The following is a 23,705-nucleotide window of genomic DNA, read 5'->3' as shown; positions in this document are numbered from 1 at the left end:
TAGGCGCTTGGGATGCCCTTCTGCCGGCCAGGAAGCCCGAACTGACCTCCCGCGCCAGCATGGCTGGTTCCCAGTACAATGCCAGGTGCGAAGCACGATCGCCGTGGATGAGCTTGGGGTACGGGAGGGAGCACCATGAGCCGGGCAGTGGTGATCCTGGGCGCGGGCCCGGGCGGCCTGACCGCAGCTCAGCGCCTGCGACGCTACCTGCCGCCCGAGATCGCCATCACGGTCATCGACCGGGCTGATGAGCAGCGATTGGGGATCTCGCTGCTGCTGGTCATGCGTGGCTGGCGCAACCCGGCCGACGTGAGCCTGCGGCCCGCACAGGTTCTGCGAGACGGTATCGTTTTCCTGCACGCAGAGGTGACCGGCATCGACCCGGAAGCACGGCGCGTCCATACCGATCGGGGCGATCTCCCCTACGACGCGCTGGTCGTGGCGCTCGGGGCCGAGGTGGTGCCGGAAGCGATCCCCGGGCTGGAAGCGGCGATCGCCGCCGGGGCTGCCGGGCAGTTCTACACGCTCGGTGGCGCGCTCCACCTGCGCGAGCGCCTCGCCTGCTTCGCCGGCGGCCGGATTCTGGTGGTCGTCGCTCGCCTTCCCTACAAGTGCCCGCCCGCCCCGTACGAGGGCGCGCTCCTCATCGCCGATAGAGCTCGCGAGCACGGGGTGAGCGACTCGGTTCAGGTCGCGCTCTTCACGCCGGAGCCGCAGCCGCTCGCCGTCGCCGGACCAGCCGTTGGCCAGCGACTGACCGAGCTGCTGGCCGAGCGAGGCATCACCCTGCACACCGGGCAGGAACTGGTCGCGGTCGACGCGGCACACCGCGAGGCCGTGTTCTCCTCCGGCGCGCGCGAGCCGTTCGATCTCCTGGTGGTAATCCCACCGCATCAGCCGCCGGCTGTCGTGCGGGCGGCCGGGCTGACCGGCGAGACTGGCTGGGTGCCCGTCGCGTTCCCCACGATGCGCGCGCCCGTCGATGGCGTCTGGGCAGTCGGCGACGTGACCACGCTCAGGCTGCCGAACGGCTCGCCCATGCCGAAAGCGGCGGTGTTTGCCCAGCAGCAGGCCGACGCTGCCGCGCGCGACATCGCTCGGTCGCTGGGCGCGACGGCGCCCGAGCCGGAGATCAGCGGTCGTGGCCGGTGCTGGTTCATCACCGGCGCAGGCGAGGCGGGCTACGTCGAGGGGGAATTCCTCGCCGAACCGGCTCCGGTCGTGCAGCTCTATCCGCCGGCTGCCGAGCACTTCCGAGCGATGGAGCAGGAACTGGCGGAGTGGAGCGCTCAGGCCAGCGGCTGAGCGGTATCACTCGCCGTAGCCGCGCGCGGCCTGCGCCTCCAGACCGAGCGTTCGCACACCAGCGGTGGCCCCGCCGAGCATAAAGCCGATATCGCTGCCGGCTGTCAGGAACAGGAAGCCCTGCTCCGCCCGGCGCAGCGCGTCCTCGGGGCTGTAGGACGCGAAGCCCGCGATCTTGCCGGTGTTGCGGCACGCCTCGACGACCCGCTCGATCGCCCGGGCGTGGCGGTCGTCTTCAGCCGCGCGCCGGGGATCGATCCCGAGGGAGAGGGCCAGGTCGGCCGGGCCGATCCAGCAGCCGTCGATGCCAGGTACCGAGAGGATCGCCTCCGCGTTCTCGACCGCCTGGATAGTCTCGAGCTGGACGGCGACGAACAGCTCGTCGTTGATCCGGTCGGGATAATCGCTCCCGTAGACGCGGGCCCTCCCCCAACCGTAGGAGCGGCGCCCGCGCGGGGGCAACAGGCACGCGTCGGCCACGGCCTGCGCCTCCTCGCGGGTGTTCACCAGCGGGACGACAATGCCGAGCGCGCCCTCGTCGAGCAGCCGGCCGATCAGCGTGTAGTCGTTGCGGGCGACGCGGGCCATCGGCACGGCCGTGCCGTGGGCCAGCGCCATCAGCGTCAGGAGAGTAGACTCCGGGCTGAAGGAGCCGTGCTGGGTATCGATCAGGATGAAATCGACGCCGCAACTCGACAGCGCCTCGGCCACCAGCGGCGAGCCGAGCTGGAGCGAGTAGCCGAAGGCGGGCTTCCCCTGTAGCATCTTCTGCTTGGCGGCATTCGCGCGCATGCTCACCTCCACGGTCCCTGATCCCGAACGGCGCGGCACCAGCTCACCGGCCAAGAGCGCGGTCGCCCCGCGTACCCTACCGCAGCTCGTCTCGCCGCGAAAGCCCCTCTACGCAGGGCAGCGCCCCAGAGCGTCACGCGATCGATCCGGCGAGCAACAGAAACCGGCACTGGGACGCCGGCATAGGGCGAGCGGCGCTCCGGAAGTCACCGGTCGGTGGCGGCAGACCGCGCCGCCCGGTAACGCGCGATCGCGCGCTGCCGCGCGACCGCGTGATCGACGATCGGGGACGGGTACTCTCGGCCAATTCGGCAACCACAGCGTTCCTGCACAGCTCGCGGCATCGCCCACGGGCGATGGATGAACTCGTCTGGCACGTGGCAGAGCTCAGGCACCCACTTCCGCACCCAGCGCCCGCCGGGATCGTAGCGCTCTCCCTGCTTGGTCGGGTTGAAGACTCGGAAGTAGGGGGCCGCATCCGTTCCGGTTCCGGCACTCCACTGCCAGCCACCGCTGTTCGCGGCTGGATCCCCATCGATGAGCTGCTGGAAAAACCAGCGCTCCCCGAGCCGCCAGTCGAGCAGCAGGTCCTTGACCAGGAAGGAGGCGACCAGCATCCGCGCGCGGTTGCTGATCCACCCTTCGGCAGCGAGCTGGCGCATGGCGGCGTCCACCGCCGGATAGCCGGTCTGTCCTCTGTACCACGCGGCCAGGGCGTCACCGGCGTCATCCCACTCGATCTCCCGGTATTCAGGTCGCAGACTCTCGCGCACCATGCGAGGGAAAGAGTACAAGAGGGTGATGTAGAATTCGCGCCAGACAAGCTCGTTGAGCCATGCGCGCACGCCGGCGCGGGACGCCTCGTCCGGCGCGCGCTCGAGCAACTGCGACGCCCGGCACCACGCCTCGCGGACGCTCACCATGCCGAAGCGCAGGTACGGCGACAGCCGCGAGGAGCCAGCACCGTCGAGCCGGTTCCGCTCCGAGGCATAGCGGAAGATCGGGGGATCGCTTCCGGAGACGAACGCGTCGAGCCGGGCGCGAGCCTCCGCCTCGCCAGGCGGAAAGACGTGGACGGGAAACGCGTCCAGCTCGGCGACGATCCGTTCGCTCGATACGTCCTCTACCGGCGGCAGGCGTGCCGGAGGCGGGATCACGGCATCGAGCTGCGGGGCAGGTCGCTGCCACCAGCTCCGCGCGAACGCCGTGAAGACGGTATAGGGGCGACCAGACGGAGCCCGCAGCTCGCGAGGATCCTGGAGCGTGAGCCCAGGGCAGAGCCGCAGATCGACCCGCTGGGCGACGGCGCGATCCCGGCGGAGCGCGTATGGGGAGTAGTCAGCCTCGGCGACGACCCAGCGCGCCCCGACTTCACAGGCGAGGCGTTCGAGCACCTCGACCGGGGTACCAGACCGCACGATCAGCTTCGACCCGCGAGACCGCAGATCGCGGTCGAGACAGGCCAGGGAGGCGAAGAGGAATTGGGTTCTCCGCCGGCTCTGGCTCGCCGAGGACAGCAGCGCGGGGTCGAGGACGAACACGGGGATCACCGTGCGCGCCAGGCGCATCGCCTCGGCGAGCGCCTGGTTGTCGTGTAGGCGAAGGTCGCGGCGGATCCACCAGAGGGCGATCGGCGTTTCCATTTCGGCCTCTCAGCCTTTGCCCAGTGGCACTACCGTTCATGCGGCGTGCAGACCGAGCACTAGTACACCACCTCTCCCGTACGATCGGCGCAGGAGGTATCCTGACCTCGGAGTGCCTGACGAGCCGGCGAGCGCCGACACGCGCAGTGGAAAGGAAACCGGCCATGTTCTACACGCGCAAGGGAGACCAGGGCTACACAGACCTGCTCGGTGGCCGGGTTCCGAAATACGCGCCCCGGCCGGAGACGTACGGCACGCTCGACGAGGCCACCTCCGCGATCGGCCTGGCCCGCGCGCTCGCCTCCAGCCCGCGCACCAGAGAGATCCTCGTGCGGATCCAGCGCGACCTCTATGTCATGATGGCTGAACTCGCCTTCGCCCCGGGAGTGGAGCAGCAGCGTTACCACATCACCGCCGAGCACGTGGAGCGCGTGGAGCGGGAGACCGACCAGCTCGCTGCCGAAGTACCGCTGGGGCGGCACTTCATCCTCCCGGGCGACAGCGTAGCGGGGGCCGCGCTCGACCTGGCCCGCACGGTCGTGCGCCGGGCTGAGCGGCTCGTGGCCAAGCTGTACCACGACGGCGAGGTGCACAACGACCAGCTTCTCCCGTACCTCAACCGGCTGTCGTCGCTCCTCTTCATCTTGGCTCGCTTCGAAGACCGCGAGGCCGGCGTCACCCCCACGCCGGCCAAAGAGGAGAGACACTGAGGCCAGGACCTCACTGCCCTAACGAGATCCAGGCCGCGAGCTGGAGCGCGTGCTCGCGCAGGTGGCCGGTGCGCCGGCGCAGCGCCTTGGCCAGCGTCCACTCCTCGCCGTCATGCTCGACGACCGTACCGCGCTGCTCGACCGGGATCGACCGGACGGTCGACGCGAAGGTACGGCCTGCCACGAGCACCGCCACGACCGGATCGGCCGGGAGATCGACCTCGAGGCGACCGTCTGCGCTGAGCCGCGAGGCGTACCAAACGTCCAGCTCGGCGACGTGGTGGAGCATTTCGTCCGGCGACCAGCCGGCCGGGCGCGTAGATGCTGCTCGCCAGGCCGGGAGAGCGAGGCGGTATAGCTCGACCAGCTCGGCCAGCGCGGCCTCCCCTATCTGAAGCGCTTCGTCGATGGCCTCCGGGCTCGGAGCCTGGCGGTCCGCCTTGAAACAGGGGCCACGCCCTCCCGGCAGCGCGTCGCGGAGCTCGCGGATCCCCACGTCGATCGTCCCGTAGGCCGGTGAAGGGAGACCCCGTCGATCCAGCCAGTCGAGGTGCGACGCGATGACTCTCGGGGCAGCCTCGACGAGCGCGTCGAGATCCGTCGCCTCGACTTGGCAGCCCGGCAGCTCCCGGACGAAGCCGAGGTACGAATCGCCCCAACGCTCCACCAGCATGTCGAGCCTCATACTGCAGCTAGCCTCCCAGACTCCAGCACGCGCGCGACGTCGTTACCGGGATACCCTATCCTTTTCCTCGTTGCACTCGATTACGCCGCCCCGAAACGGTGCCGAATCACCGTTGTCTTGGCGCGGGCTCCGGCACGGTGACCCCGGAATGCCCCACGGCTCAGACGTTCCCTTCACGCCCGAGCGCGTAGGCGATCGCCTGATCGGGTGTCATCGCCTTCCCTTCAACCCTAGCGGCCTGAAAGGACTCTTCTCCGAGCTGACTCCGCAGCGTGCCCTCCGTCGTCGCCAGCCGCTCGGCAAAGACCGGCATGATCATCGTGCCCGTGCGTTCCAGCAGTTCCTCGACTATGCCCAGCAGCCGTCCAGCCCGATCGAGCTGGCCCCGCGCAAGCGCGATCTCGGCCAGCATGCTGAGCGGATAGATGGCCAGCACAATGTCGTTCACCTGCCAGTAGTAGCGCCCAGCTTCGACGAGTACGTCCGCGGCTCGGGCGAGCGCGCCCTGCGCCAGTTCGGCGAACCCGATGAGCACGTAGGCGTTCGCGATCCAACGCGCCGCTCCGAGACTCTGAGCTCGAGCCAGGCTCTCCTCGAGATAGACAAGCGCCTCAGCGAACTGAGCCAGAAAAAGCGTCGCGGCGCCCAGATGCTGAAGGGTATCCAGGATGCCCATCTCGTAACCATCCGCCCGGGCGAGCCGCAGGCCCTCCTCCAGCAGCGGGATAGCCGTCATCGGGTCACCGGCATAGACCGAGAGCATGCCACTGCCCGCCAGCGCCTCGATCAGGACTCTCTGCTCGCCCTGCCGTCGTGCCCACTCGGCGACTGAGCGGGCGAGACGCATCGCCGGCCCGTATTCGCTCTGTCGAAAGGCGAGCCGCATCGTCTCCAGGCGAGCGACCGCGCAGAGGAGCGCGAGATCGGCAGACGACGACTCCTCCGGCTCGACCTTCGCGATCGCCGACTCGAGCCAGTGGCGGCCGAGGCTAGGCAAGCCACGCGCGTCCCAGAACTCGCCCAGCGCCGTCGCCAGCCGGAGAGCCAGGATCGGCTCGCGCTCGACCGCCCAATAGAGCGCCGATCGGATGTTGTCATGCTCGATCGCCAGACGCTCGAACCACGCCGCCGCGTCGGCTCCTCGCAGGTAGCGCCACGCCTTTTCGGAGAACCCGACGAAGTACCAGGCATGGCGTTGCCGTACACGCTCATCATCGCCCGCGTCACTCAGGCACCGCAGGGCGTATTCGCGGAGCGTCTCGAGCATCGCGAACCGTGGCTCGCCCGCATAGCCCGGGACGCTCGAGAGCAGGCTCTTCTCGACGAGCGACTGGATGCTATCCACGAGCGCAAGCGGGATCGCCGGTGAACCCTCCGGCTGCTGCGGCACTGGACGGTTCGAGAAGAGGCTGCGGCGCGCCCATCCTGCGAGCGCGCCAGCGGACTCGAGGACTCCGGCCGGTGGTTCTCCAGCGACAGCCGATGCGGCTTCCAGCGAGAAGCCATGCACAAACACGCCGAGCTGGCTGAAGAGAGCCTGCTCGTCTGATGCCAGCAGATCGTAGCTCCAGTCGAGCGCGGCACGCAGGGTCTGGTGTCGTGCCGGCGCATCGCGGGATCCCGAGGTGAGCAGGTCTAGCCGGCTTCCGAGGTGCGACAGTATCGCCTGCGGGGGCAGGATCTTGCTGCGGGCAGCGGCGAGCTCGATCGCCAGCGGGATACCATCCAAGCGGCGACAGATCTCGGCAACCGCCGCCGCGTTATCCGCTGTCAGACGGAAATCATGACGCACCGCCTTCGACCGCTCGACGAAGAGCCGCACGGCCGCGGACTGATCGAGCATTTCCAGCGTGGTAGCGCCCGCCCGGGCCTTCGGCTCGACAGCAGGGAGGGAAAGTGGCGGCACCGGAACGTCGTGCTCGGCAGCGAGGCGCAGCGGAGTCCGGCTGGTCACCAGCACCTTCAGCCAGCGTGAGCTGGCGAGAAGATGCCCGACCACCGGCGCTGCGCCGATGACATGTTCGAAGTTGTCGAGGATGAGCAGCATGCGCTGGGTACGCAGGGCCGCGGAGAGCGTTTCGAGCACGGCTTGGCCCGGCCCCTCGCGGATGCTCAGCGCCTGGGCAATCGCCGGGGCAACGGACGCTGGGTCACGGATGGCCGAGAGATCGACGAAGCGCACGCCATCTTCGAATGCGCGCTCGAGCTGCGCCGCCACCGCGAGCGACAGGCGAGTCTTCCCGATACCACCGGTGCCGGAGAGCGTGACGAGGCGAACGTCCTCGCGCTCGAGGAGCGCGACAACCGTCGCCAGTTCAGCCTCGCGCCCGATGATGGGACTTGCTGGAACTGGCAGGGTGGGCACGCGAGGCACCGCGGTGGTCGCCCCCCGCGTCATCGCGTCATCGCGTACCAGATCTACTGTCTCGAAGCGCTCGGTCAACAAGAGAGCCAGGTCGTTCTCGATCAGCTCGCGAAGTTCCTCCGGCGATCGGAACCGCTTGTAGGACACCGCAGATCCGGCGCGGATGCGATCCAGTAACTCGGTCAACCGGGGCTCGCGCCCGGGTGCCGGCTCCTTGATGTAGATCAATCGAGGGCGATCGCCGGCGAGGTGGTACTCGTCCTCGAGCCCCGAGATCTCCATCTCGGGCGAGATCCAGCCATAGCTCTGCCAGTAGATACCGATGAAGACATGGCTCTGTTCGAGATAGGCTCGATAGAGCTCGCGGGGCGGATGAGGTCGTGCTCCCAGCTCGAAGAGCACTGGCGCCAGGCGAAGACGGCGAATCGCCATGGCTGCCGCCTGACGCTCCGCCTGGAGCTCCTGCAGCGTCGAGCTGATGAAGATGCGGAGGCGGTAATCAGGAGTGCGAATCAGGGTAGAAAGCTTGAAGGGCGCGCCAGGTTCTGGTTCGATCTGCTGCTCCTGGAGATCGATCTCCCGCTCGTGCTCTCCCGAGCCATATTCGACAGTGTCCACCATCGCCCTCCGATCCACGCAGATGGAGCGAGTCATCGCGGCGGAGAGCGATAGCCTGGCTCGGTGAAACAGACAGTCGCTCAGCGCGCAATGCGCGCTGCCTCCGTTACCGATGACCGTTCATGGGTGCCAGGCGGATCCCCGGAACCGCTGGCGTCTGGAAGAAGTATCGCACAGGGAACTATCGTAAAGCCTGGCGGCGTATCACTTCCTGGTGAAAGCGAGGCGCCCAGCTCCAGCCACCGGTGACCCAGCGCCCGAAGGCTGGACAGGTTCGCACCTTCAGGTCGAAGACCGCCTCGCTCTACTCCCCGTCGCTCAGGAGGCTCAGTTCCTCGGCCAGCCGGCTCGGCTTGGGATCACGCTGGCCGGCGTACTTGTTGCCCCGCTTCTTGCTGTAGGGAACCAGCGCGGGCGAGCTGAGCTGCTCGAAAGTGAAGGAGCAGATGCGCATCCCGGGATAGAGCGCGACAGCCATCCGGCCGAGGTTGGACAGCTCCATCGTCGCCGTACCTGCCCAGCCGGGCTCGAAGACGGCGGCAGTGCTGTGGACGGTGATACCGAGCCGGGCGATGCTGCTCCGCCCCTCGAGCCGGCCTACCAGGTCGTCCGCGAGCTCCAGGTACTCGAGCGTCGAGGCCAGGGCGAAGTCCCCCGCCTGCATAATGAAGGCTTCGCCATCGGGCACGATGATCGTGCGCATGGCCTCGCCGATGGACTGCGGCTGGCGGGGATCGATGTACGAGAAGCGGGAGTGCTCGAAGACCATGAAGGTGTTGCCCAGCCGCAGGTCGATGGAGCAGGAGCCGAGCTGCGTCTCCAGGTCTGGCTCCGGCGTGATTTTGATGCGCCCGCTCTCGAGCGCGGCCAGGATATCGCGATCGGAGAGGATCATGAGACCTCCAAGCCGCCGTGCTCCGAGTCCCGGAAGGCGGCATGTCGACGCGCACTGACTGTACGTACGTCAGTATGCGCTCTGTTCACGAGACCGTCAAGCCTGACACATTCGCGAGGCGCAGGCCGGATTTCGGCGGACGTTCGCGCCAGCCACCTTCCCTCGCTCACGCCGGCGGCTGCTATACTCCACAACTGCCATGCCGGCACGTGCCGGAGAGGCAAGGGAAGGGGTTCTATGGAGGGCACTCCCCCGAATCCGACGCCTGAACCGGCTCCTCTGGTCAGGTTGACGGCCGGTCAGGTTCGGCAGGCACGGCAACGCCGCCAGGGCTACCCTCCAGCGAGAGCATCGCAGCCGGACTCTGCCTACGCGGCCGCTGCGGCGGGCACGCCGGCCCAGACCGGGCGCGGGAGACGCTCCAGACTGCGCGTCGCTCTCGGCCTGGTCAGCTTCGCCTTGATCGCCGGCTTGCTCGTCTATCTGATCCCGATCGTGCTGGCCGCCCGTAACGCCTACGATAAGATCTTCGTCACGCCGGCCCCGCGCCCCACTGTGGTGATCAACCCGCAGGGAACGCCGGAACTCGTGCTCCCGACCCCAGGCTCGGAGGAAGCACCCATTCAGCTCCCGGATTGGGAGAAGAAGGACCGGATCAATATCCTGCTGCTCGGCGTGGACAAGCGCGAGTCGGAGGATGTGCCTCGCTCCGACACCATGATCATCGTCATGATCGATCCCCTGACGCGCGATGTCGCGATGCTCTCGATCCCGCGAGACCTCCTGGTGACCATTCCCGGCTACGGTGACACGAAGATCAACGCGGCGTACTCGTACGGCGCGCAATCCGATGTCACCGGCCCTGGACTGGTTCGAGCGACCATCGAGTACAACTTCGGTATCCCCATCCACTACTTCGCTGAGGTCGACTTCGAGGGCTTCGTGAGAATCGTCGACACGCTCGGGGGCGTGACGGTCGACGTCCCAGCGCCGATCAAGGACGACGAGTATCCAGGCGAGCAGTTCGACTACACCCGCATCTACTTCCCGACCGGGCTCCAGCACATGGATGGGCGCACCGCGCTGCGCTACGTCCGCACCCGCCACGACGACAACGACTTCGCCCGCGGCGCCCGCCAGCAACAGGTCTTGCAAGCCCTACGCGAGCAGGGGATCCGGCTGAACCTGATCGCCAGAGCCGATAAGCTCCTGGCGGAACTCGGCGATGCGGTGCGTACCGACCTCAGCCCGACCGAGGTGCTGGCCCTAGCCAAGCTGGGCACCGAGATCGACAGCGGCAGGATCCGCACCTATAGCCTGCTCAACGCCACCTACTCCTACTGGGAACCTGGGCAGCCCTACTACCTGATCCCGGACTGGGGAGCTATTCAACAGGTCCTGAACGAGATGATGCCGCCCCGGGAGGGCCAGCCAGTTCCGCAAGTGCGCGGCAGCGCCGTCCAGGTTCCGGAGCAGGCCCCGGAGTTCGAGCCGACCGTGCCGCCCGATGAGCCGCCGCCGACCCCGGAAGTCATCCCCACACCAGCGGTCGAGGAACCCACGCCCACCGAAGAGGTCGTGCCGACCCCGACCGAACCGCTCACAACCCCGACTGCCGAGCCGACGGAGGAGTCCAGCGCGCCGTCGAGCAACCCGGCGATCCTAGTTCAGAACGGTACCTTCACCGATGGCCTGGCCGCTCAGGCCGCGGCGACCTTGCAGGCCAGCGGTTTCACCAACGTGACCTACGCCCAGGCGCCCGATGCCGGCAACTACCCGACGTCGCTCGTCATCGACTATAGTGGTAACCCTAACCTGGCCGTGCAGGTCGCCGCCGCGCTCGGCCTGCCGCCCTCGGCGGCGATCGCCGGCGACCCCGCCGCGAGCGGCGGCTACGACATCATCGTGATCCTCGGCGAGGATGTAGCTGCATCGCCCTAGCGCGTTCCCCTGTGCCGGTATCCTTACCGGCAGCTCCGTGGTCGGACGAAGGGAGAAAGGAGCACCGATGACCGGGTGGATGGTCCGGCTGCTCTGGCTAGTCGCGCTCGGTAGCGTGCTGGTCGCCTGTACTGGGCGAGGGCCACAAGCCCCCACGCCTGCTCCGACACCGCCTCCAGTGACCCCGACCGCGACGCCCTCACCAGCAGCGACGCCGACACCCGAACCGACACCGACGGTTACCCCGATACCGCCGGTGAGCGGCTACCTCGAGGTCTCTGGAGAGCGAGCATCCACCGTCGTGGTGCTCGACCCTCGCGACGACGCGCTCTACGCTACCACCGGGACGACGCTCTACCGCCAGGGCGAGCGCGGTTGGGAGAGGGTAGGGCCGCTGCCCGGGCCGGGAGTGCCAGCTTCGGCACCTTCAGCCCCCGAGACGCTGTACCTAGGCGATCACCCACCCTGCTTCCAGGGTGGCGAGCCGGTTACGCTCCATCGCAGCCAGGACGGCGGCGCAAGTTGGGAAGCGATCACCGAGGTCCAGGACGTTCGCCCGCTTCTCGTCCACCCCAGCGACCCGGACACAGTCATCGGCGATCGCTGCCAACTGGTCATCAGCTCGGACGGTGGAGAGACCTGGGCCACGTTCCCGGAGAGCGCGGGGTTGACCGTCTTCGACGTGGCGCTCGATGGGACAACGCTCTACGGCGTCTTGACCTCGGAGGGCGGCACTACCTGGCTGGTGCGGTTCGACCTCTCCGACCCACGCCAGCCCAGCGCCGGCCAGCGGCTGCTCGAGTTCTGGGGCGGCGGAGCGGTGTTCGCGGGGGACGACCTGCTCGTCGTGGCCGAGCCGCGCGGTGTCCACTTGAGCCGGGACGGTGGAGTGAGCTGGGAGTTCAGCCGGACCGGGCTGGAGGAGGTGACGATCTCCGTCGACCCGCGCACCGAGTCGATTCCGCCCGACGAGCTGGCCCGCGGCTATGGGCTGCGCGCGATTGCCGCCGACCCGGCCGATCCGCAACATCTCTGGCTGGGAACCGTCCGTGGCCTGTACGAGAGCCAGGACGGCGGCACGACGTGGCAGCCGGTCGCCGGAGTGCCGGAAGTCGAGATCAGCGACATCGCTGTCGCCCGCGGAGGCGGCCTCCTCTACTTGCGGACGCTGGACGGGATCTTCGTCCTGCCGGCCTAGGCCGGTGAGAGACGGGGAGACGAGCGCCGGGCAGCGCCGGATGAGACCCGCTACATCACGCCGGGAGCGGCGATGCCGAGCAGGCTCAGCCCGTTGGCCAGCGCCTGGCGGGTCGCTGCCACCAGCGCGATGCGCGCCGAGCGCTTCGGCTCATCGGCCTGGAGCACCGGGCAGGCGTGGTAGAAGTCGTTGAAGCGACGTGCCAGCTCGTAGACGTAGTTGGCGATGATCAGCGGCTTGTACTCCTCGGCTGCTCGCTCGACCTCGTCCGGGAGCGCCGCAAGCTGCGCGATGAGCTCGATCTCCTCCGGCACCAGGTCGGTAAAGGTATAGGGTCCAGCCGGCAGGGAGTCCACCTTCTCCAGGATCCGGCACGCCCGCGCGTGCGCGTACTGGATGTAGGGTGCCGCGTGACCGTCGAAGGAGAGCGCCTCCTCGATATCGAAGACGATCACCCGGTTGCTGTCTCGCGAGAGCATGCCGTACTTCAGGCTCCCCAGCCCGACCTGGCGCGCGACCTCGACCTTGAGGTCAGCCGGTAGGCTCGGGTTCTTCTCCTCGATGATCTCCAGCGCCCGCTCGAGCACCTGCCGGGCGATGTCCTCGTAGAGGACGACATTGCCCGACCGGCTGCTCATCGCGCCGGTCGGCAGCATCACGGTCTCATAGGCGAGGTGGTAGCACTTGGATGCCTGCTCGAAGCCCCAGAGCTCCATGATCTTGAAGATCTGCTGCAAGTACAGGCTCTGGCGGACATCGACCACCCAGATGGCCCGGTCGATACCGTATTGCTCGAACTTGCGCTTGGTGAGCGCCAGATCCTTCGTCGAGTAGAGCGTGGTGCCGTCGGAGCGCAGGATCGGCAGCGTGCGGTACGTCTCTCGCTCGAGCCCCAGCTTCTCATCGATCTTGACGACCGGCACCCCCTCGCTGACCTCGGCGATGCCGCGTTCCAGCAACTCCTGGACGATCGCTCGGCCCTCGTCCTCCATCTCGCTCTCGTAGAACCAGACATCGAACTGGACACCGAGCTCATCGTAGATGCGGTGGAACTCTTCCATGCTCCAGGCGCGCGTCTCCTCCCAGAGCGCGACGAACTCCGGGTCCTTGCGCTCCCAGCGCTGGAAGGTCTCGCGCACCTCCTTCTGCCACTCGGGGACGTGCGGCCACCAGTCGATCGTGGAAGCGAGCCGCTTCCAGCGCTCGTACCGCTCCTCGAGATCCGCCAGCGACACCTGGCTCTCGCCGTTCAGCCCCTGCTCGGCCTCCGCGCGGGCATCGGCCAGCTCATGCTCGAGCTGCTTCCCCACGATAGGCCAGAAGCGGACGATCGTCTGCTCGTCATAGAAGGCGTCCGGCTTGATCTCCCGGCCATGGGCAATCTGCCCCAGCAGGTAGGCGACATCCTCGCCCACCTTGTGCGTCCGCCAGAGCTCCTTCAGCATCCGGTCGATCGCCTGGACGAAGACCGGATCCTCCTTGGCCAGCTCGTTGAGCAGGTCGACGACGTCCTGGCGGTAATTGAGCCGGCGGTCAGCCTCGGCGTAGATCTCGCCCAGCCATCGCCCGCGCTGCTCGCGTGGTGGCTCCTCGCCTTGGTGGAAGCGCAGGTAGCACCACAGCGTCTTGATCACATGCAGGCCGATATCACCGATGTAGTTCGCTGCCAGCACGTCGTAGCCAGCGAACCGCAAAATGCGGCACAGCGCGTCGCCCAACGCGACGTTGCGCAGGTGACCGACGTGAAAGGCCTTATGGGTGTTCGGCTGAGAGAACTCCACCATCACCTTATCGGTCTTGGGCGCGCCCCTGCCGTAGTCCGGTCCCTGAGCGATGGCCGCCTGGACCACATCGTTCGAGAAGTGGTTCGTATCGTAGATGATATTGACGTAGCCGTTGACCGCCTCCACCTGGGCGAAGCTATTGCGCTGCGCCAGATGGCGAGCGACCTCATCGGCGATTCGCTGCGCGCGCTCGCGGATGCGCTCCTGGACGAGGCGCTTGGCCTCCTTCTTGGGCAAGTCGGCAGCGAGCTGTTCCAGCTCCGCGCCGAGCTGCTCGTTCGCGATCTGGTAGCTGATCGACGAAGAGGTGCCCCACACCCCGGAGAAGGGGATCGGTCGCATCTCGAGCTGGCGCCGGCCATAACCCAGCTCTTCGAGAACGTCATTGATGAGCGCGGCTGCGCGTTGCTCTTCACGCTTGAACATTCGTCGACTCCACCGTGTCGGTGTCTCTCGTCGCGTCCAGGCTCTCCTCGGCCCACCGGCGGGCTGCCTCCGGATCACGCCAGCCACACTTCTCGGCCCAGTAGCGATTGGCCCGGTGCAGGCTCTCGAAGGTGCCAGCGTCGCTCCAGAAGCCCCGCAGCTCGACCCAGCGAAGCTCGCCTGCCGCAAGGTACCGGTTGTTGACGTCGGTGATCTCGAGCTCCCCGCGCTCGGACGGGCGCAGCTCCCGGATGTAATCGAACACCCGCGCGTCGTAGATGTACAGCCCGGTGACCGCATATGGGCTCTTGGGGTGGGCCGGCTTCTCCTCGATCTGGAGGATGCGAGTCGGATCGTCAGGGTCGAATACCGGGCAGCCGAACCGCTCGGGATCCGGCACCCGGGCCAGGAAGATGAGCGCCCCGCCGGTAAAGCTCTCGACCTCTGGGCGGATATCGGCGTCAGTCGTGTTGTCGCCCAGAATCACGCAGACGTCGTCGCCGTCGGCGAACTCCTCGCAGAGCCCCAGTGCCTCAGCGATGCCACCCTCTGACGGCTGATACGTGTACTCCAGGTGACGCACGCCCAGGTGCTTGCCGTCGCGCAGCACCGGGAGAAAGTGACCGGCATGCGGTCCACCGGTGACCACGATGATCTCGTCGATGCCGGCGCGCACCAGCGTGCGGATCGGGTAGTAGATCATCGGCTGGTCGTAGACCGGCAGCAAGTGCTTGTTGGTCGCGTAGGTAAGCGGGTAGAGCCGCGTACCCAACCCGCCGGCGAGCACAACCCCTTTCATCGCCCCCATCCCTGTAGCCCGCACATGTGGGACGCGCCCGTCGGGGTGGGCCTCACCGAGCCGGCCACCACACGACGACCGGCACCGAACCGGCACGCCGCACAAGTATAGCATTCGTCCTCACCGGCTCCGGCTTGCAGAGAGCCTCACCAGAGATCCCGGCACACCTCGGCTGCCCGCGGTGAAGGGCGATGACGCCGCTCCAGCTCCAGCGCGTCGCGCGCCGGGGAGAGGCCGCTAGGAAGCCGGCGGGAGGTCGACGCCCGGTGGGAGAGCTACGCCGTCGAGGACGCGCCAGACACCGCTCTCGCGGGCGATCCGGTCGAGGTCTGGCGCAATCCGCTCCCCGGCCACCGCTGCGACCACCGGTCGCCCGGTCGCGCGTGCGAGCAGCTCGGCGCGCCGGGCCGCGCGAGTGACATCGTCGAGTTCAACGAGCCCCGAGACCTCGGCGACGAGGTACGCCTCTGCCCCGTCCTCGCGGCGTATGCCGCGTGCCAGGAGATCGGCCAGCCGCAGATCCTCGCTCTCGGCAGGCGTCAAGCGGCCGGCAGGCAGCCTCCGCTTCGTCGAGCAGCCGGTCGAGCGCATCGGGCGAGAGGAGACGAACCGCGGCGGAGCACACGGTTGAAGTAGACGTGCGCGCGTTCGCGGTAGCGCAGCTCGAGCACGATCCCTGTCAACGAGGAAGTACGATCGGTCAGCCGAGCGATCTGGTCTTCCACCCGCTCTATCCGCTCGGTCAGACGAGCGATCTGGCCTTCGACCCGCTCCATCCGCTCGGTGAGGTCATCGACCCTGGCTGTGAGTCGGTCTACACGGTCGGTGAGGTGCGCCAACCGAACAGTTAGATCGTCGACCCGGGCTGTCAACTGCTCCAGGCGCACTGCCAGGTCATCGATCCTCGCGGTTGGGCGAGCGATCTGATCCTCGACCCGTTCCATGCGCTGGGTAAGGTCGTCGACACGGGCGGTGAGCTGGGCCAACGCGTGTTCGGTGCGAAGTTGGGCTTCAGCAAGCTGATCCACGCGGGCACCGAGGACGTTTAGCCGCTCCTCGGTGCGAAGCTGCGCCTCGGTCAGCGCGCGGATCTCACCCTGCGTCGCGGCCCGAGCCTCGGCCAGGCGCGCGAGCGCTGCTTCCAGGCGATCGACCCGGGAGACGAGCGCATTCTCGACCACGACGAGACCCTCCAGCCCACAAGCATATCGCATGCGTCGGAGTCAGCCCGGGGTGGCAGGCAGGCGCGGGCGCAACTGGCGCGAGGAAGCGAGCGAAGGGCGTCCACTCGACCGAGCTCAGGTGAGCGTGGGTCAGTCGCCGAGCTCTTCGTGCTCTCCGCTCCAGCGCCGCGCCGACGGTACCTGGAGCTCACGGCTGGCTTCGCTCTCCCAGCCGCGAGCCGCCGTGCCGCTGTAGGGTCGGCTGAGGCGCAGCGCAGTGAGGTGAACGAGGTAGCGCATGCCCTCCCGCAGCGAGGCCTTGCTTCGCCCAGCATGGCGCCGGTCGAGCTGGAAGCTGACCTCGACCGTCCTGAGATGCGGGTGACGTACCAGGATCTCCAGCAGGATCTTGAAGCCCCGCGGGCGAAGGGACTGGCAGTTCACGGCGGCCGTGCGTACCAAGAAGAAGCCGCTCAGTGGGTCAGTCACCTCGCGTAGCCGACGCCAGAAGAGCAGCCGCGTGGCCGTGACCAGGGCGCGCGAAACGGCGGCTCGCAGCCTCGTGAGCCCGCCGACGTCCTCGCTGCTCGAGCGGTAGCGGCTCGCGATGGCGATATCGGCACCAGTTCGCATTGCCTCTTCGAGCAGGCAGGGGATCAACTCTGGGGGATGTTGCAGATCGGCATCGAGAACACATGCCCAGGGAGACCGCGCCACCCGCAAGCCAGCAACGACTGCGCCACCGAGCCCACCGGCCCGCTGGTGCGGCAGCCGGTGATACAGCCGGATCGGATGCCGAGCCTGCTGCTGGATCGATCGGATGACCGCTGGCGTCTCGTCGTCGCTGTCGTCGACGAAGATGATCTCGGAGCCTGCCGGCAACACGCGCTCGAGCCGCGCGAGCAGAGGTTCGATGTTGTCCGCCTCGTTCAACGTCGGGACGATGACTGAAACCGGCACGAGCTCGGGCAAGGACACTGCGGGGCAGCCGAGCTCACTCTCCGGTTCGGCAACGGAGCCAGGATTGCGGCTATCGAGCGAGCGCACTCTACCCTTCCCTTCCTGGCCGGAGATTGTACCTAACGACCGGTGCGAGCGCGCATTACGATCCGGGTGCATCCTCACGAGATCCCTTCGCGGCCGGAGGCCCTGGAGCGCAGGCGCTGGAGGGGAAGAAGGTACGCCCGGCCGGACGCCTGGACGAGCAGCAGGATCCCGCCGGTCGTCGCGACGAGGATCTGCGCCAGTGGAGGCAGAACGAAGGCCACTGGCAAGAGCAGAAGCGCCAGCGCGTAGCGCTGGCCGGCCCGGTGCCCGAGCCCGTTGATTAGGAGGTAGAACGATCCGACCGAGGCCTGGGCGAAGATGGCCCAGGCGAGCAGATCGAGGCGGAAAGCCCCCCAGGGGTCGGGAAGAAACCCTCGCAGGGACGCCAGCGCGACGAAGCCGAAGGGAGCAGCGACGAGCGGAGCCAGGCTGACCAGGGCGATGAGAACCATCGAGCGGCCAGACGCTGCCGCACGTCTGACAGCCGGCGCCAGCCCGGAACCCAGCAGATAGAAAAAGGGACGACCCAGCAAGGCCGGCACGCGGTAGGCCGCGGTAGCCGGGCCGAGCCAGTGAGAAGCCAGCCACAGATCGAGGTTGACCAGCAGCGGGATGGGAGCCAGTCTCACGGCCGTCGGAGCAGTCTCCCGCGTGCCGAAGCGATTCGGAACCGTGACGAAGAGGCCCGGCACTCCGCCGAGCGCGCCGGCGATCCCAGGGATCGCCAGGGCGAGGAACGGATCGTAGCAGACGATGGCCAGGCCAGCGTAGGTGGCCGCATAGAGCAGGGCCATCCCGAGGTAGACCGGCCAGCGTCCCCCAGCCTGCGCGGCGCCCAGCGATCCGCCGAAGAACACCAGGAAGGCGGCTGAGAACCCGATGGGCAGCAGCATGGCCGGGGTCACTCCCAACGGGAACATGCCAACCAGCGCGAGGGAGGCGGAGAGAAGAGCCGCCAGCGTCATCAAGCCGGCGAGTCCCCGTACCGAGGGCTTGCCATGGTGTAGGACGCTGACCACCTCTACGGCGTTGCCGAGCGCGGTGGTGATCAAGAAACTCCCGAGCCCGACCATAACCAGCGCATACTGGTCTGGTTCGAGATGAGCGATCATCGAGGCCTGGTAGAAATACGAGGCGAGCGCCATGACCGCCAGCGCCAGCAGCCCCCAGAAGCCGGCCTTCAGCACCGTATCCCCTCCCAAAGCCCTCGCAGGTATGCCAGCGCGACGTCTGGCCGCCGGTAAGCCAGGCTGAGCAGGACGTAGTATGGGAGGCGAACGAAAAGCTGGCCCACGAAAAAGGCGAGTCCCAGCCCCATACGGCGGCGCACGATCCACGCGTTTCTGGCCATCAGCCTGGCACTCAGCGGGTTCAGGAGCCTCCCGTCTACACCGCCTGAGGACGCCGAGCCGACATGGTGGACGAGGGGCTGGCCCAGTACTGCCAGTTTCCAGCCGGCCCTTCGCATCCTCAGCGACCACTCGACGTCTTCCATGTACAAGAAGTACCCCTCGGGTATCAGACCGACCTCTTCTAGCACCGCTCGCCGAACCATCAGCGCGCAGCCGCTCAGAAACTCGGTGGTGACGAGGGAGGGATACGTCTTGACCTTGCCGGTATAGCCTGGATGCCTGGTAACGAGCATATCCCCCCAGAGCGAACCGCCCGCGAACCATACCCGATCGACTGCCGGGTAGAACGTGATGACCGGGCTGACCGCCCCGACCTCAGGGTGCCGCACCAGCGTCTCGCGCAGTGCCCCGATCGTTCCAGGCTTCAGCAGGATATCGTTGTTACAGATGAAGAAGAACTGGAACCCGCGCGCCAGCCCCAGCCGCAGCCCCTCGTTGACTGCCTCGGCGTAGCCGGGATTATCAGGAAGATCGATCGTCTCGCATGGGTATTCATAACCGCGCGCCGGCTCGGCCTCAGGCCCGGTGCGGACGACCACGACAGGCCAGGCAGCGTCGAGCGAGCGGAGAAGCTGTCGGGTAAGGTCGAGCCGACCGTACTCGACGACGATGACGAGGACATCCGCCTGGCAGGTCTCCAATCGGTCGCGCTTGGGTTCCGTCACCGTCGCCCCCGATCCCCCTCAACGCTCCACGCCTGGACTGACGGCCCGAGACGAGCGCGCACAAGGTGGAACATCCACCGATCCGAGGAGCCGATGACTGCCTGCGCATCGATGCACGTGGGCACGACCTCTTCGAAGCCCGAGACGGCTGATCCGCTCGAGACACCGGCGCGGACGACCACGCCGGTGTCCGTCAGCCCACGGTAGAGCATCGCCACGATGTCCTGCGCCACATCGGACTCCAACCCGTTCAGCCTTACCAGCCGGCTGCCGAAGAGCACGACAGCCCCCTGGCCCAGCGGGACGACCGCATGCGAGACACGCCGCCCATCGGGCGTCTGCCAGCCCAGCGCGCGCCCGCCGAGATCGGCGATCGCTGCAGGCGATGGCCCCCATATCGCCCACCGGTAGGCCAGTCCGAGATTCTGTTCAGGAGGGAGCGGCCTCGATGCCGTCGAGTGTGGGGCCGCCTCGTCGTAGATCGAACGCCCCCAGAGAAGCTGATCCAGCGTCCGCTCGGCCTGCGCTGGGCCGCCGGTCGTCCACAGCCAGTAGCCGAGGCGATCGCCGAGCCAGATGAAGACGCCTCCTGCTTCTAGCCAGGTTCGGAGCGAAGAGACGGAGATGTCGGCCGGCCAATAGCCGAGCGGATCGACGATGACCGCCGGTTGGCCGGACTCGAGCACTTCGCGCATGCCCTCGATCGTCACCGTCTCGATCGCTGGTTCCCAGCCGATCGCAGCGGCATCGCTGGCGAGGTGGTGCAGCAGCCCGTCGAGGACTGCCCGGTTCCCGATGTACACGTTGTCGACCCGCGGGTCGGTCAGCACGTAGATCCGATCTAAGTACTCCGGGCGACAGGCCACCGAGAGGTACCAGGAGTACGCGAAGGGTCGCTCGGGCGTGTAGTAGCGGATCCCGCCGCCCTCGACGGCGAGCGCGAACTGATCCTCCGGGAGAAACCGGCCCGCCAGGAGGGTCAAGGTGCCGGCGACGAGAGACACGAGCAGTAGGAGGCTGAAGAGTCTAACGCTCTTCATGTCCATCGCGCAGCGCCTTCCACAGCGAGACGAGCAGCAAGCACAGCCAGATCGGCGATATCAGCGCCCCGAATTGCCCGATGCTGTCCGATACGCTCTGCCCCCCGAACGCGCCGGTCTGAGCCAGATAGTCGAGATGGCCAGTCATCGTGGCGTCGAACGGATACCCGCGGTGCAGGTAGAGGCTCAGCGGCTGCGAGACATAGGCCACCAGGTTACCGACCAGGCCGTCGTAGTACAGCAGCGCCGGCAGCGCCAGCACGCTGGCGAGTACCGCGTACGCCCGGGAGCCGGAGAGCAGCGCGGACGGGATGACCCACAGGATGTACTGGGGCTGCGTGACCGGCTGGAACACGACGACCGCAGTGAGCCCGCCGGTGACTGCGGGGATGAGCGCCTGCTCCCCTCGCACGAGGACGATCAGCGCAAACGCGAGTGGGAGCGCGATCAGCAAAACCTGGGAGAGCGTGGGATACCAGTCAGTCCAGAGCCGCCAGTCGGCTGCCCAGGGCGTCCGTCGGAGCGCGCCCGGATTGAGCCCGTCGGACGTCCTCGCCGCGACGCCGAGCCGGGCGTTCACCACGACCCTGAAACCGGTGCTGAGGAGCGCGAGCGCCGGAAGGAGGCCGATCAGCCCGCCCAGCCCCCATCGCACCGGCTCGAGCATCGCTCGGCGCAACTTGCCGGCGCGCAGTCCCCGGTGCACCACGGCGGCCAGGAGGATCGGGCCGGCGTACAGTGGCGTCAGCTTGAGCGCCGTGCCGAGTCCGCATGCCAACCCGGAGAGGAAGGCCGCGCCTCCCAGCACTGCGATCAGCGCGAGCAACACTGTGAGCGAGACGAAGGCATCGTACTGGCCATGTACGGAGGACACGAAGATGACGAGCGGGTTGAACAGCCACAGCGCCGCCGCTCGCGCCGACTTCCGGTAGAGCAGCCAGCCGACCGCGAGGTCAGCCAGGATGGACGGGAGCTTCACGGCGAGAAGGGTGATCGGATGGGGCACCGGAAGATCAGTGAGCCCGCTGCTGGGGAGCGTCGCCCAGCGATCCGGAGGGAACACGAGCGCCAGCGGCCGCAGCACCAGCGCCAGCACGGCTGCCCAGCCGGGCGGGTAGCTGAAGCCCAGGCGATCGTACGGGCCGTAGCCAGCCAGCAGATCCCAGCCGACCGTTACCCAGGGATAGGTATCGTTCGGCCAGGCGGTCAGCGGCGCCAGCACGAGGCGAACCAGCGCGGCGGGCAGGAACAGCGCGAGCGCGACGGGCAAGCGGCTCCGCACCCCTGTGTAGGTGCCACGTCGCACATCCCGGGCAACGTTGGCTCGCGCTCGGCTGCTGACCGTCATCGCACCTCTACCTCGAAGACTGCCGGCTGAAAACCTGGCCGCGCGTGGAACCAGGTCGAGCGCTCCTGCACGAGCGTGAAGTAGAGCCAGTAGCGTCCAGGGATAGACGGAGCTGCGAGCTCCACTGTCCACGTGGCCGCCTCACCAGGCTGGAGCGCGCGCGGGAGCTGGAACCGGGTTCCCTCGCTCGGCTGCGGCCGGGTCGACCACCCCCAGGCACCCTGCACCGGACACGGGCCACCGGCGGGCCAGGGGAAGTCCATCGTGTTCCGCACGGCCACCGTGACTGTCAAGCGCTGGCCTGGAGCGACGCGCTGGGGGACGCCCTGCACGCTCATCGGCACCGGGTATGACGAGGCCGGAGGGCAGACGATGGAGAACGCCAGGCTCGGCCCGGCCAACGCGCGGAGCGAGTTGAACTGGGTCAACCCCAGGTCGGCGTCGAGACGATGGACCACTAGGATCTCCCGGCCAGCGGGGAACGCAGCCAGCACCCAGTCTGGGTACGGCTTGTCTGGCCGGAAACAGGCAGTGGGCGTCGACCGGGGCAATACGGTGCGGGCCGCGAACTCCAGTAGCCAGCCACAGTCGCCATCCTGCACCGCGAGGCCGGAGACGGAACGCCAGCTCAACCCAGCCATCGTCGCGAGGCGCACGTCGTCGAGCTGCATGGCCGGTGCGGGGGCCGCAACGAACCAGACCGCGGCCACCAGCAGGGCGACGGCGCCCAACGGAAGCCGCGCGAGGGAGCGCTGGAGCTGCTGGAGCGGAATACCGGCGAAGGGCAGCACCGGCACCAGGCCACTGCCGATCAAGCGAGCGTTGAAGCCCCCGGTTCCACCGCTCAAGAGAGCCCCGGCCGCCAGCAGGCCGGCCAGCGAAGCGACCACGAACGGGAGCCAGCGAACCAGCGGCAGCCGTCGGCGGATCGCGAGTCCGCAGCCGACCAGGGCTAGCGCCAGGTGCAGGGTTACGTACGGCCACACCTCGGCGCCGAGAGGGCCCAGCCGCTCCAGCAGCGCCGATGGGCTGAGCGATGTCTCCCCTCCGGATTGAACCGGCGATGCCGACTGGCCCCACAGTACCCGAATGAGATGGGCCACCCCCTCGTCGTAGGGGTAGCCCCCGTACAGCGGGACCCCGAAGCGAGCCAGGTTGAGGTAGACGAGGGCTCCGATGGAGAGCGCGAGCGGGAGGGCCGAGCCGATCACCACCCAGAGCGATGGCGTGCCCCACCGAAGGCGCGTGAAGAGCCCGTAGCCAGCCAGGGCGACCGGCACGACCCAGAGCTCGTAGCGCGACAGCGCGGCCAGGCTGCAGAAGAGAAAGGCGGCTGCATAGGCCAGCGGCCGCCGGCTCGAGATGTGTCGCTGCCAGAAATACAGTCCAACCATCGTGAAGGCCCAGGCCTTCGGCTCCGACAGCCGGGACGCGCTGACGATCACCAGCACGGGCGAGAGCGCCGCGAGCACGCCGGCAATGAGCGCTCCACCGAGCCGGGTTTCCCGTGCGATGGCGATGACCATCAGTACCACGATGGCACCGCACAGCCCATTGACCACGAAGATCGGTTCCCAGGCGTTCCCCCCGAGCCACACGGCGATGCCGTCCAGCCACATCGGCGCCGGGAGCCAGACCAGATCAGGCGGGAAGAAGAAGGGCGCATTGGCCCACTGGACGGCATACATGCTGCGCGTGATGTCGTCCGCCCAGAGGATCGGCAGGCCCGAGCGCATGACCGTCCACAGCAGGGCCAGAGCATAGAGCACAACCGGGCCGGCGCCGAGCGCCAGCGCGGCGTGGAGACTGCTGGCTGGCGCGCGGGCGGCCGCGACCGCAGCCTTGGCTGACGATGACATCTTCACCAGC

General features: G+C 67.8%; 19 protein-coding genes. 4 read left to right on the top strand and 15 right to left on the bottom strand.

Annotation, left to right across the window (positions count from 1 at the left end):
• Positions 1-135 precede the first annotated feature (135 nt).
• Positions 136-1,305 carry an NAD(P)/FAD-dependent oxidoreductase gene (locus tag NET02_RS03500; protein WP_284055988.1) on the top strand — a complete coding sequence of 390 codons (1,170 nt, stop codon included), beginning with the start codon at positions 136-138 and terminating at the stop codon, positions 1,303-1,305.
• A gap of 6 nt (positions 1,306-1,311) precedes the next feature.
• On the opposite strand, the gene NET02_RS03495 is transcribed toward NET02_RS03500, so the two are convergent.
• Together NET02_RS03495 and NET02_RS03490 are read right to left on the bottom strand one after the other, a co-directional pair.
• Complete coding sequence (locus NET02_RS03495) at positions 1,312-2,097, bottom strand: HpcH/HpaI aldolase family protein (RefSeq protein ID WP_284055987.1); 786 nt, start codon at positions 2,095-2,097, stop codon at positions 1,312-1,314.
• A gap of 206 nt (positions 2,098-2,303) precedes the next feature.
• Positions 2,304-3,740, bottom strand: coding sequence for a cryptochrome/photolyase family protein (locus tag NET02_RS03490; RefSeq protein WP_284055986.1), 1,437 nt, complete (start codon positions 3,738-3,740; stop codon positions 2,304-2,306).
• 164 nt (positions 3,741-3,904) lie between these two features.
• On the opposite strand from NET02_RS03490, the gene NET02_RS03485 reads away from it, so the two are divergent.
• Positions 3,905-4,450, top strand: a complete 546-nt coding sequence (locus NET02_RS03485) for a cob(I)yrinic acid a,c-diamide adenosyltransferase (protein ID WP_284055985.1) — start codon at positions 3,905-3,907, stop codon at positions 4,448-4,450.
• Between the two features lie 10 nt (positions 4,451-4,460).
• On the opposite strand, the gene NET02_RS03480 is transcribed toward NET02_RS03485, so the two are convergent.
• The 3 genes from NET02_RS03480 to dcd form a co-directional block, all read right to left on the bottom strand.
• Positions 4,461-5,135, bottom strand: coding sequence for a type II toxin-antitoxin system HicB family antitoxin (locus tag NET02_RS03480; protein WP_284055984.1), 675 nt, complete (start codon positions 5,133-5,135; stop codon positions 4,461-4,463).
• A gap of 160 nt (positions 5,136-5,295) precedes the next feature.
• Positions 5,296-8,121 (bottom strand): ATP-binding protein, encoded by a 2,826-nt coding sequence (locus NET02_RS03475; protein ID WP_284055983.1) that lies wholly within the window; start codon positions 8,119-8,121, stop codon positions 5,296-5,298.
• A gap of 301 nt (positions 8,122-8,422) precedes the next feature.
• Positions 8,423-9,013, bottom strand: coding sequence for a dCTP deaminase (gene dcd / locus NET02_RS03470; RefSeq protein ID WP_284055982.1), 591 nt, complete (start codon positions 9,011-9,013; stop codon positions 8,423-8,425).
• A 237-nt stretch (positions 9,014-9,250) separates the two neighbouring features.
• Here dcd and NET02_RS03465 point away from each other — a divergent pair, with 237 nt between their 5' ends.
• Together NET02_RS03465 and NET02_RS03460 are read left to right on the top strand one after the other, a co-directional pair.
• Positions 9,251-10,954 (top strand): LCP family protein, encoded by a 1,704-nt coding sequence (locus NET02_RS03465; RefSeq protein ID WP_284055981.1) that lies wholly within the window; start codon positions 9,251-9,253, stop codon positions 10,952-10,954.
• A 67-nt stretch (positions 10,955-11,021) separates the two neighbouring features.
• Positions 11,022-12,152 (top strand): WD40/YVTN/BNR-like repeat-containing protein, encoded by a 1,131-nt coding sequence (locus NET02_RS03460; RefSeq protein ID WP_284055980.1) that lies wholly within the window; start codon positions 11,022-11,024, stop codon positions 12,150-12,152.
• A 50-nt stretch (positions 12,153-12,202) separates the two neighbouring features.
• Here NET02_RS03460 and argS read toward each other — a convergent pair whose 3' ends face one another.
• The 10 genes from argS to NET02_RS03410 all read right to left on the bottom strand — a co-directional run bounded on the left by argS (position 12,203) and on the right by NET02_RS03410 (position 23,695).
• The gene (argS, locus tag NET02_RS03455; RefSeq protein WP_284055979.1) at positions 12,203-14,362 is read right to left on the bottom strand and encodes an arginine--tRNA ligase; all 2,160 of its coding nucleotides are present in this window, start codon (positions 14,360-14,362) and stop codon (positions 12,203-12,205) included.
• Positions 14,349-15,161, bottom strand: coding sequence for a sugar phosphate nucleotidyltransferase (locus NET02_RS03450; protein ID WP_284055978.1), 813 nt, complete (start codon positions 15,159-15,161; stop codon positions 14,349-14,351). The genes argS and NET02_RS03450 overlap by 14 nt, the downstream gene beginning before the upstream one ends.
• 237 nt (positions 15,162-15,398) lie before the next feature.
• Positions 15,399-15,704, bottom strand: coding sequence for a hypothetical protein (locus tag NET02_RS03445; protein ID WP_284055977.1), 306 nt, complete (start codon positions 15,702-15,704; stop codon positions 15,399-15,401).
• On the bottom strand, positions 15,701-16,342 hold the full coding sequence (locus NET02_RS03440) for a hypothetical protein (RefSeq protein ID WP_284055976.1): 642 nt from the start codon (positions 16,340-16,342) through the stop codon (positions 15,701-15,703). The genes NET02_RS03445 and NET02_RS03440 overlap by 4 nt, the downstream gene beginning before the upstream one ends.
• 132 nt (positions 16,343-16,474) lie before the next feature.
• The gene (locus tag NET02_RS03435; protein WP_284055975.1) at positions 16,475-17,371 is read right to left on the bottom strand and encodes a glycosyltransferase; all 897 of its coding nucleotides are present in this window, start codon (positions 17,369-17,371) and stop codon (positions 16,475-16,477) included.
• Between the two features lie 74 nt (positions 17,372-17,445).
• Positions 17,446-18,558, bottom strand: a complete 1,113-nt coding sequence (locus NET02_RS03430) for a hypothetical protein (protein WP_284055974.1) — start codon at positions 18,556-18,558, stop codon at positions 17,446-17,448.
• On the bottom strand, positions 18,552-19,448 hold the full coding sequence (locus NET02_RS03425) for a glycosyltransferase (RefSeq protein WP_284055973.1): 897 nt from the start codon (positions 19,446-19,448) through the stop codon (positions 18,552-18,554). Before NET02_RS03425 ends, NET02_RS03430 begins: the two co-directional genes overlap by 7 nt.
• On the bottom strand, positions 19,445-20,494 hold the full coding sequence (locus NET02_RS03420; protein ID WP_284055972.1) for a hypothetical protein: 1,050 nt from the start codon (positions 20,492-20,494) through the stop codon (positions 19,445-19,447). Before NET02_RS03420 ends, NET02_RS03425 begins: the two co-directional genes overlap by 4 nt.
• On the bottom strand, positions 20,475-21,836 hold the full coding sequence (locus NET02_RS03415) for a hypothetical protein (RefSeq protein WP_284055971.1): 1,362 nt from the start codon (positions 21,834-21,836) through the stop codon (positions 20,475-20,477). Before NET02_RS03415 ends, NET02_RS03420 begins: the two co-directional genes overlap by 20 nt.
• Positions 21,833-23,695, bottom strand: coding sequence for a glycosyltransferase family 39 protein (locus NET02_RS03410; protein ID WP_284055970.1), 1,863 nt, complete (start codon positions 23,693-23,695; stop codon positions 21,833-21,835). The genes NET02_RS03415 and NET02_RS03410 overlap by 4 nt, the downstream gene beginning before the upstream one ends.
• Positions 23,696-23,705 lie beyond the last annotated feature (10 nt).

Source organism: Thermalbibacter longus, from assembly GCF_023806485.1.
Classification (GTDB): Bacteria; Chloroflexota; Chloroflexia; order Thermomicrobiales; family Thermomicrobiaceae; genus Thermalbibacter; species Thermalbibacter longus.
This window is presented reverse-complemented; position numbering and strand designations above follow the sequence as displayed.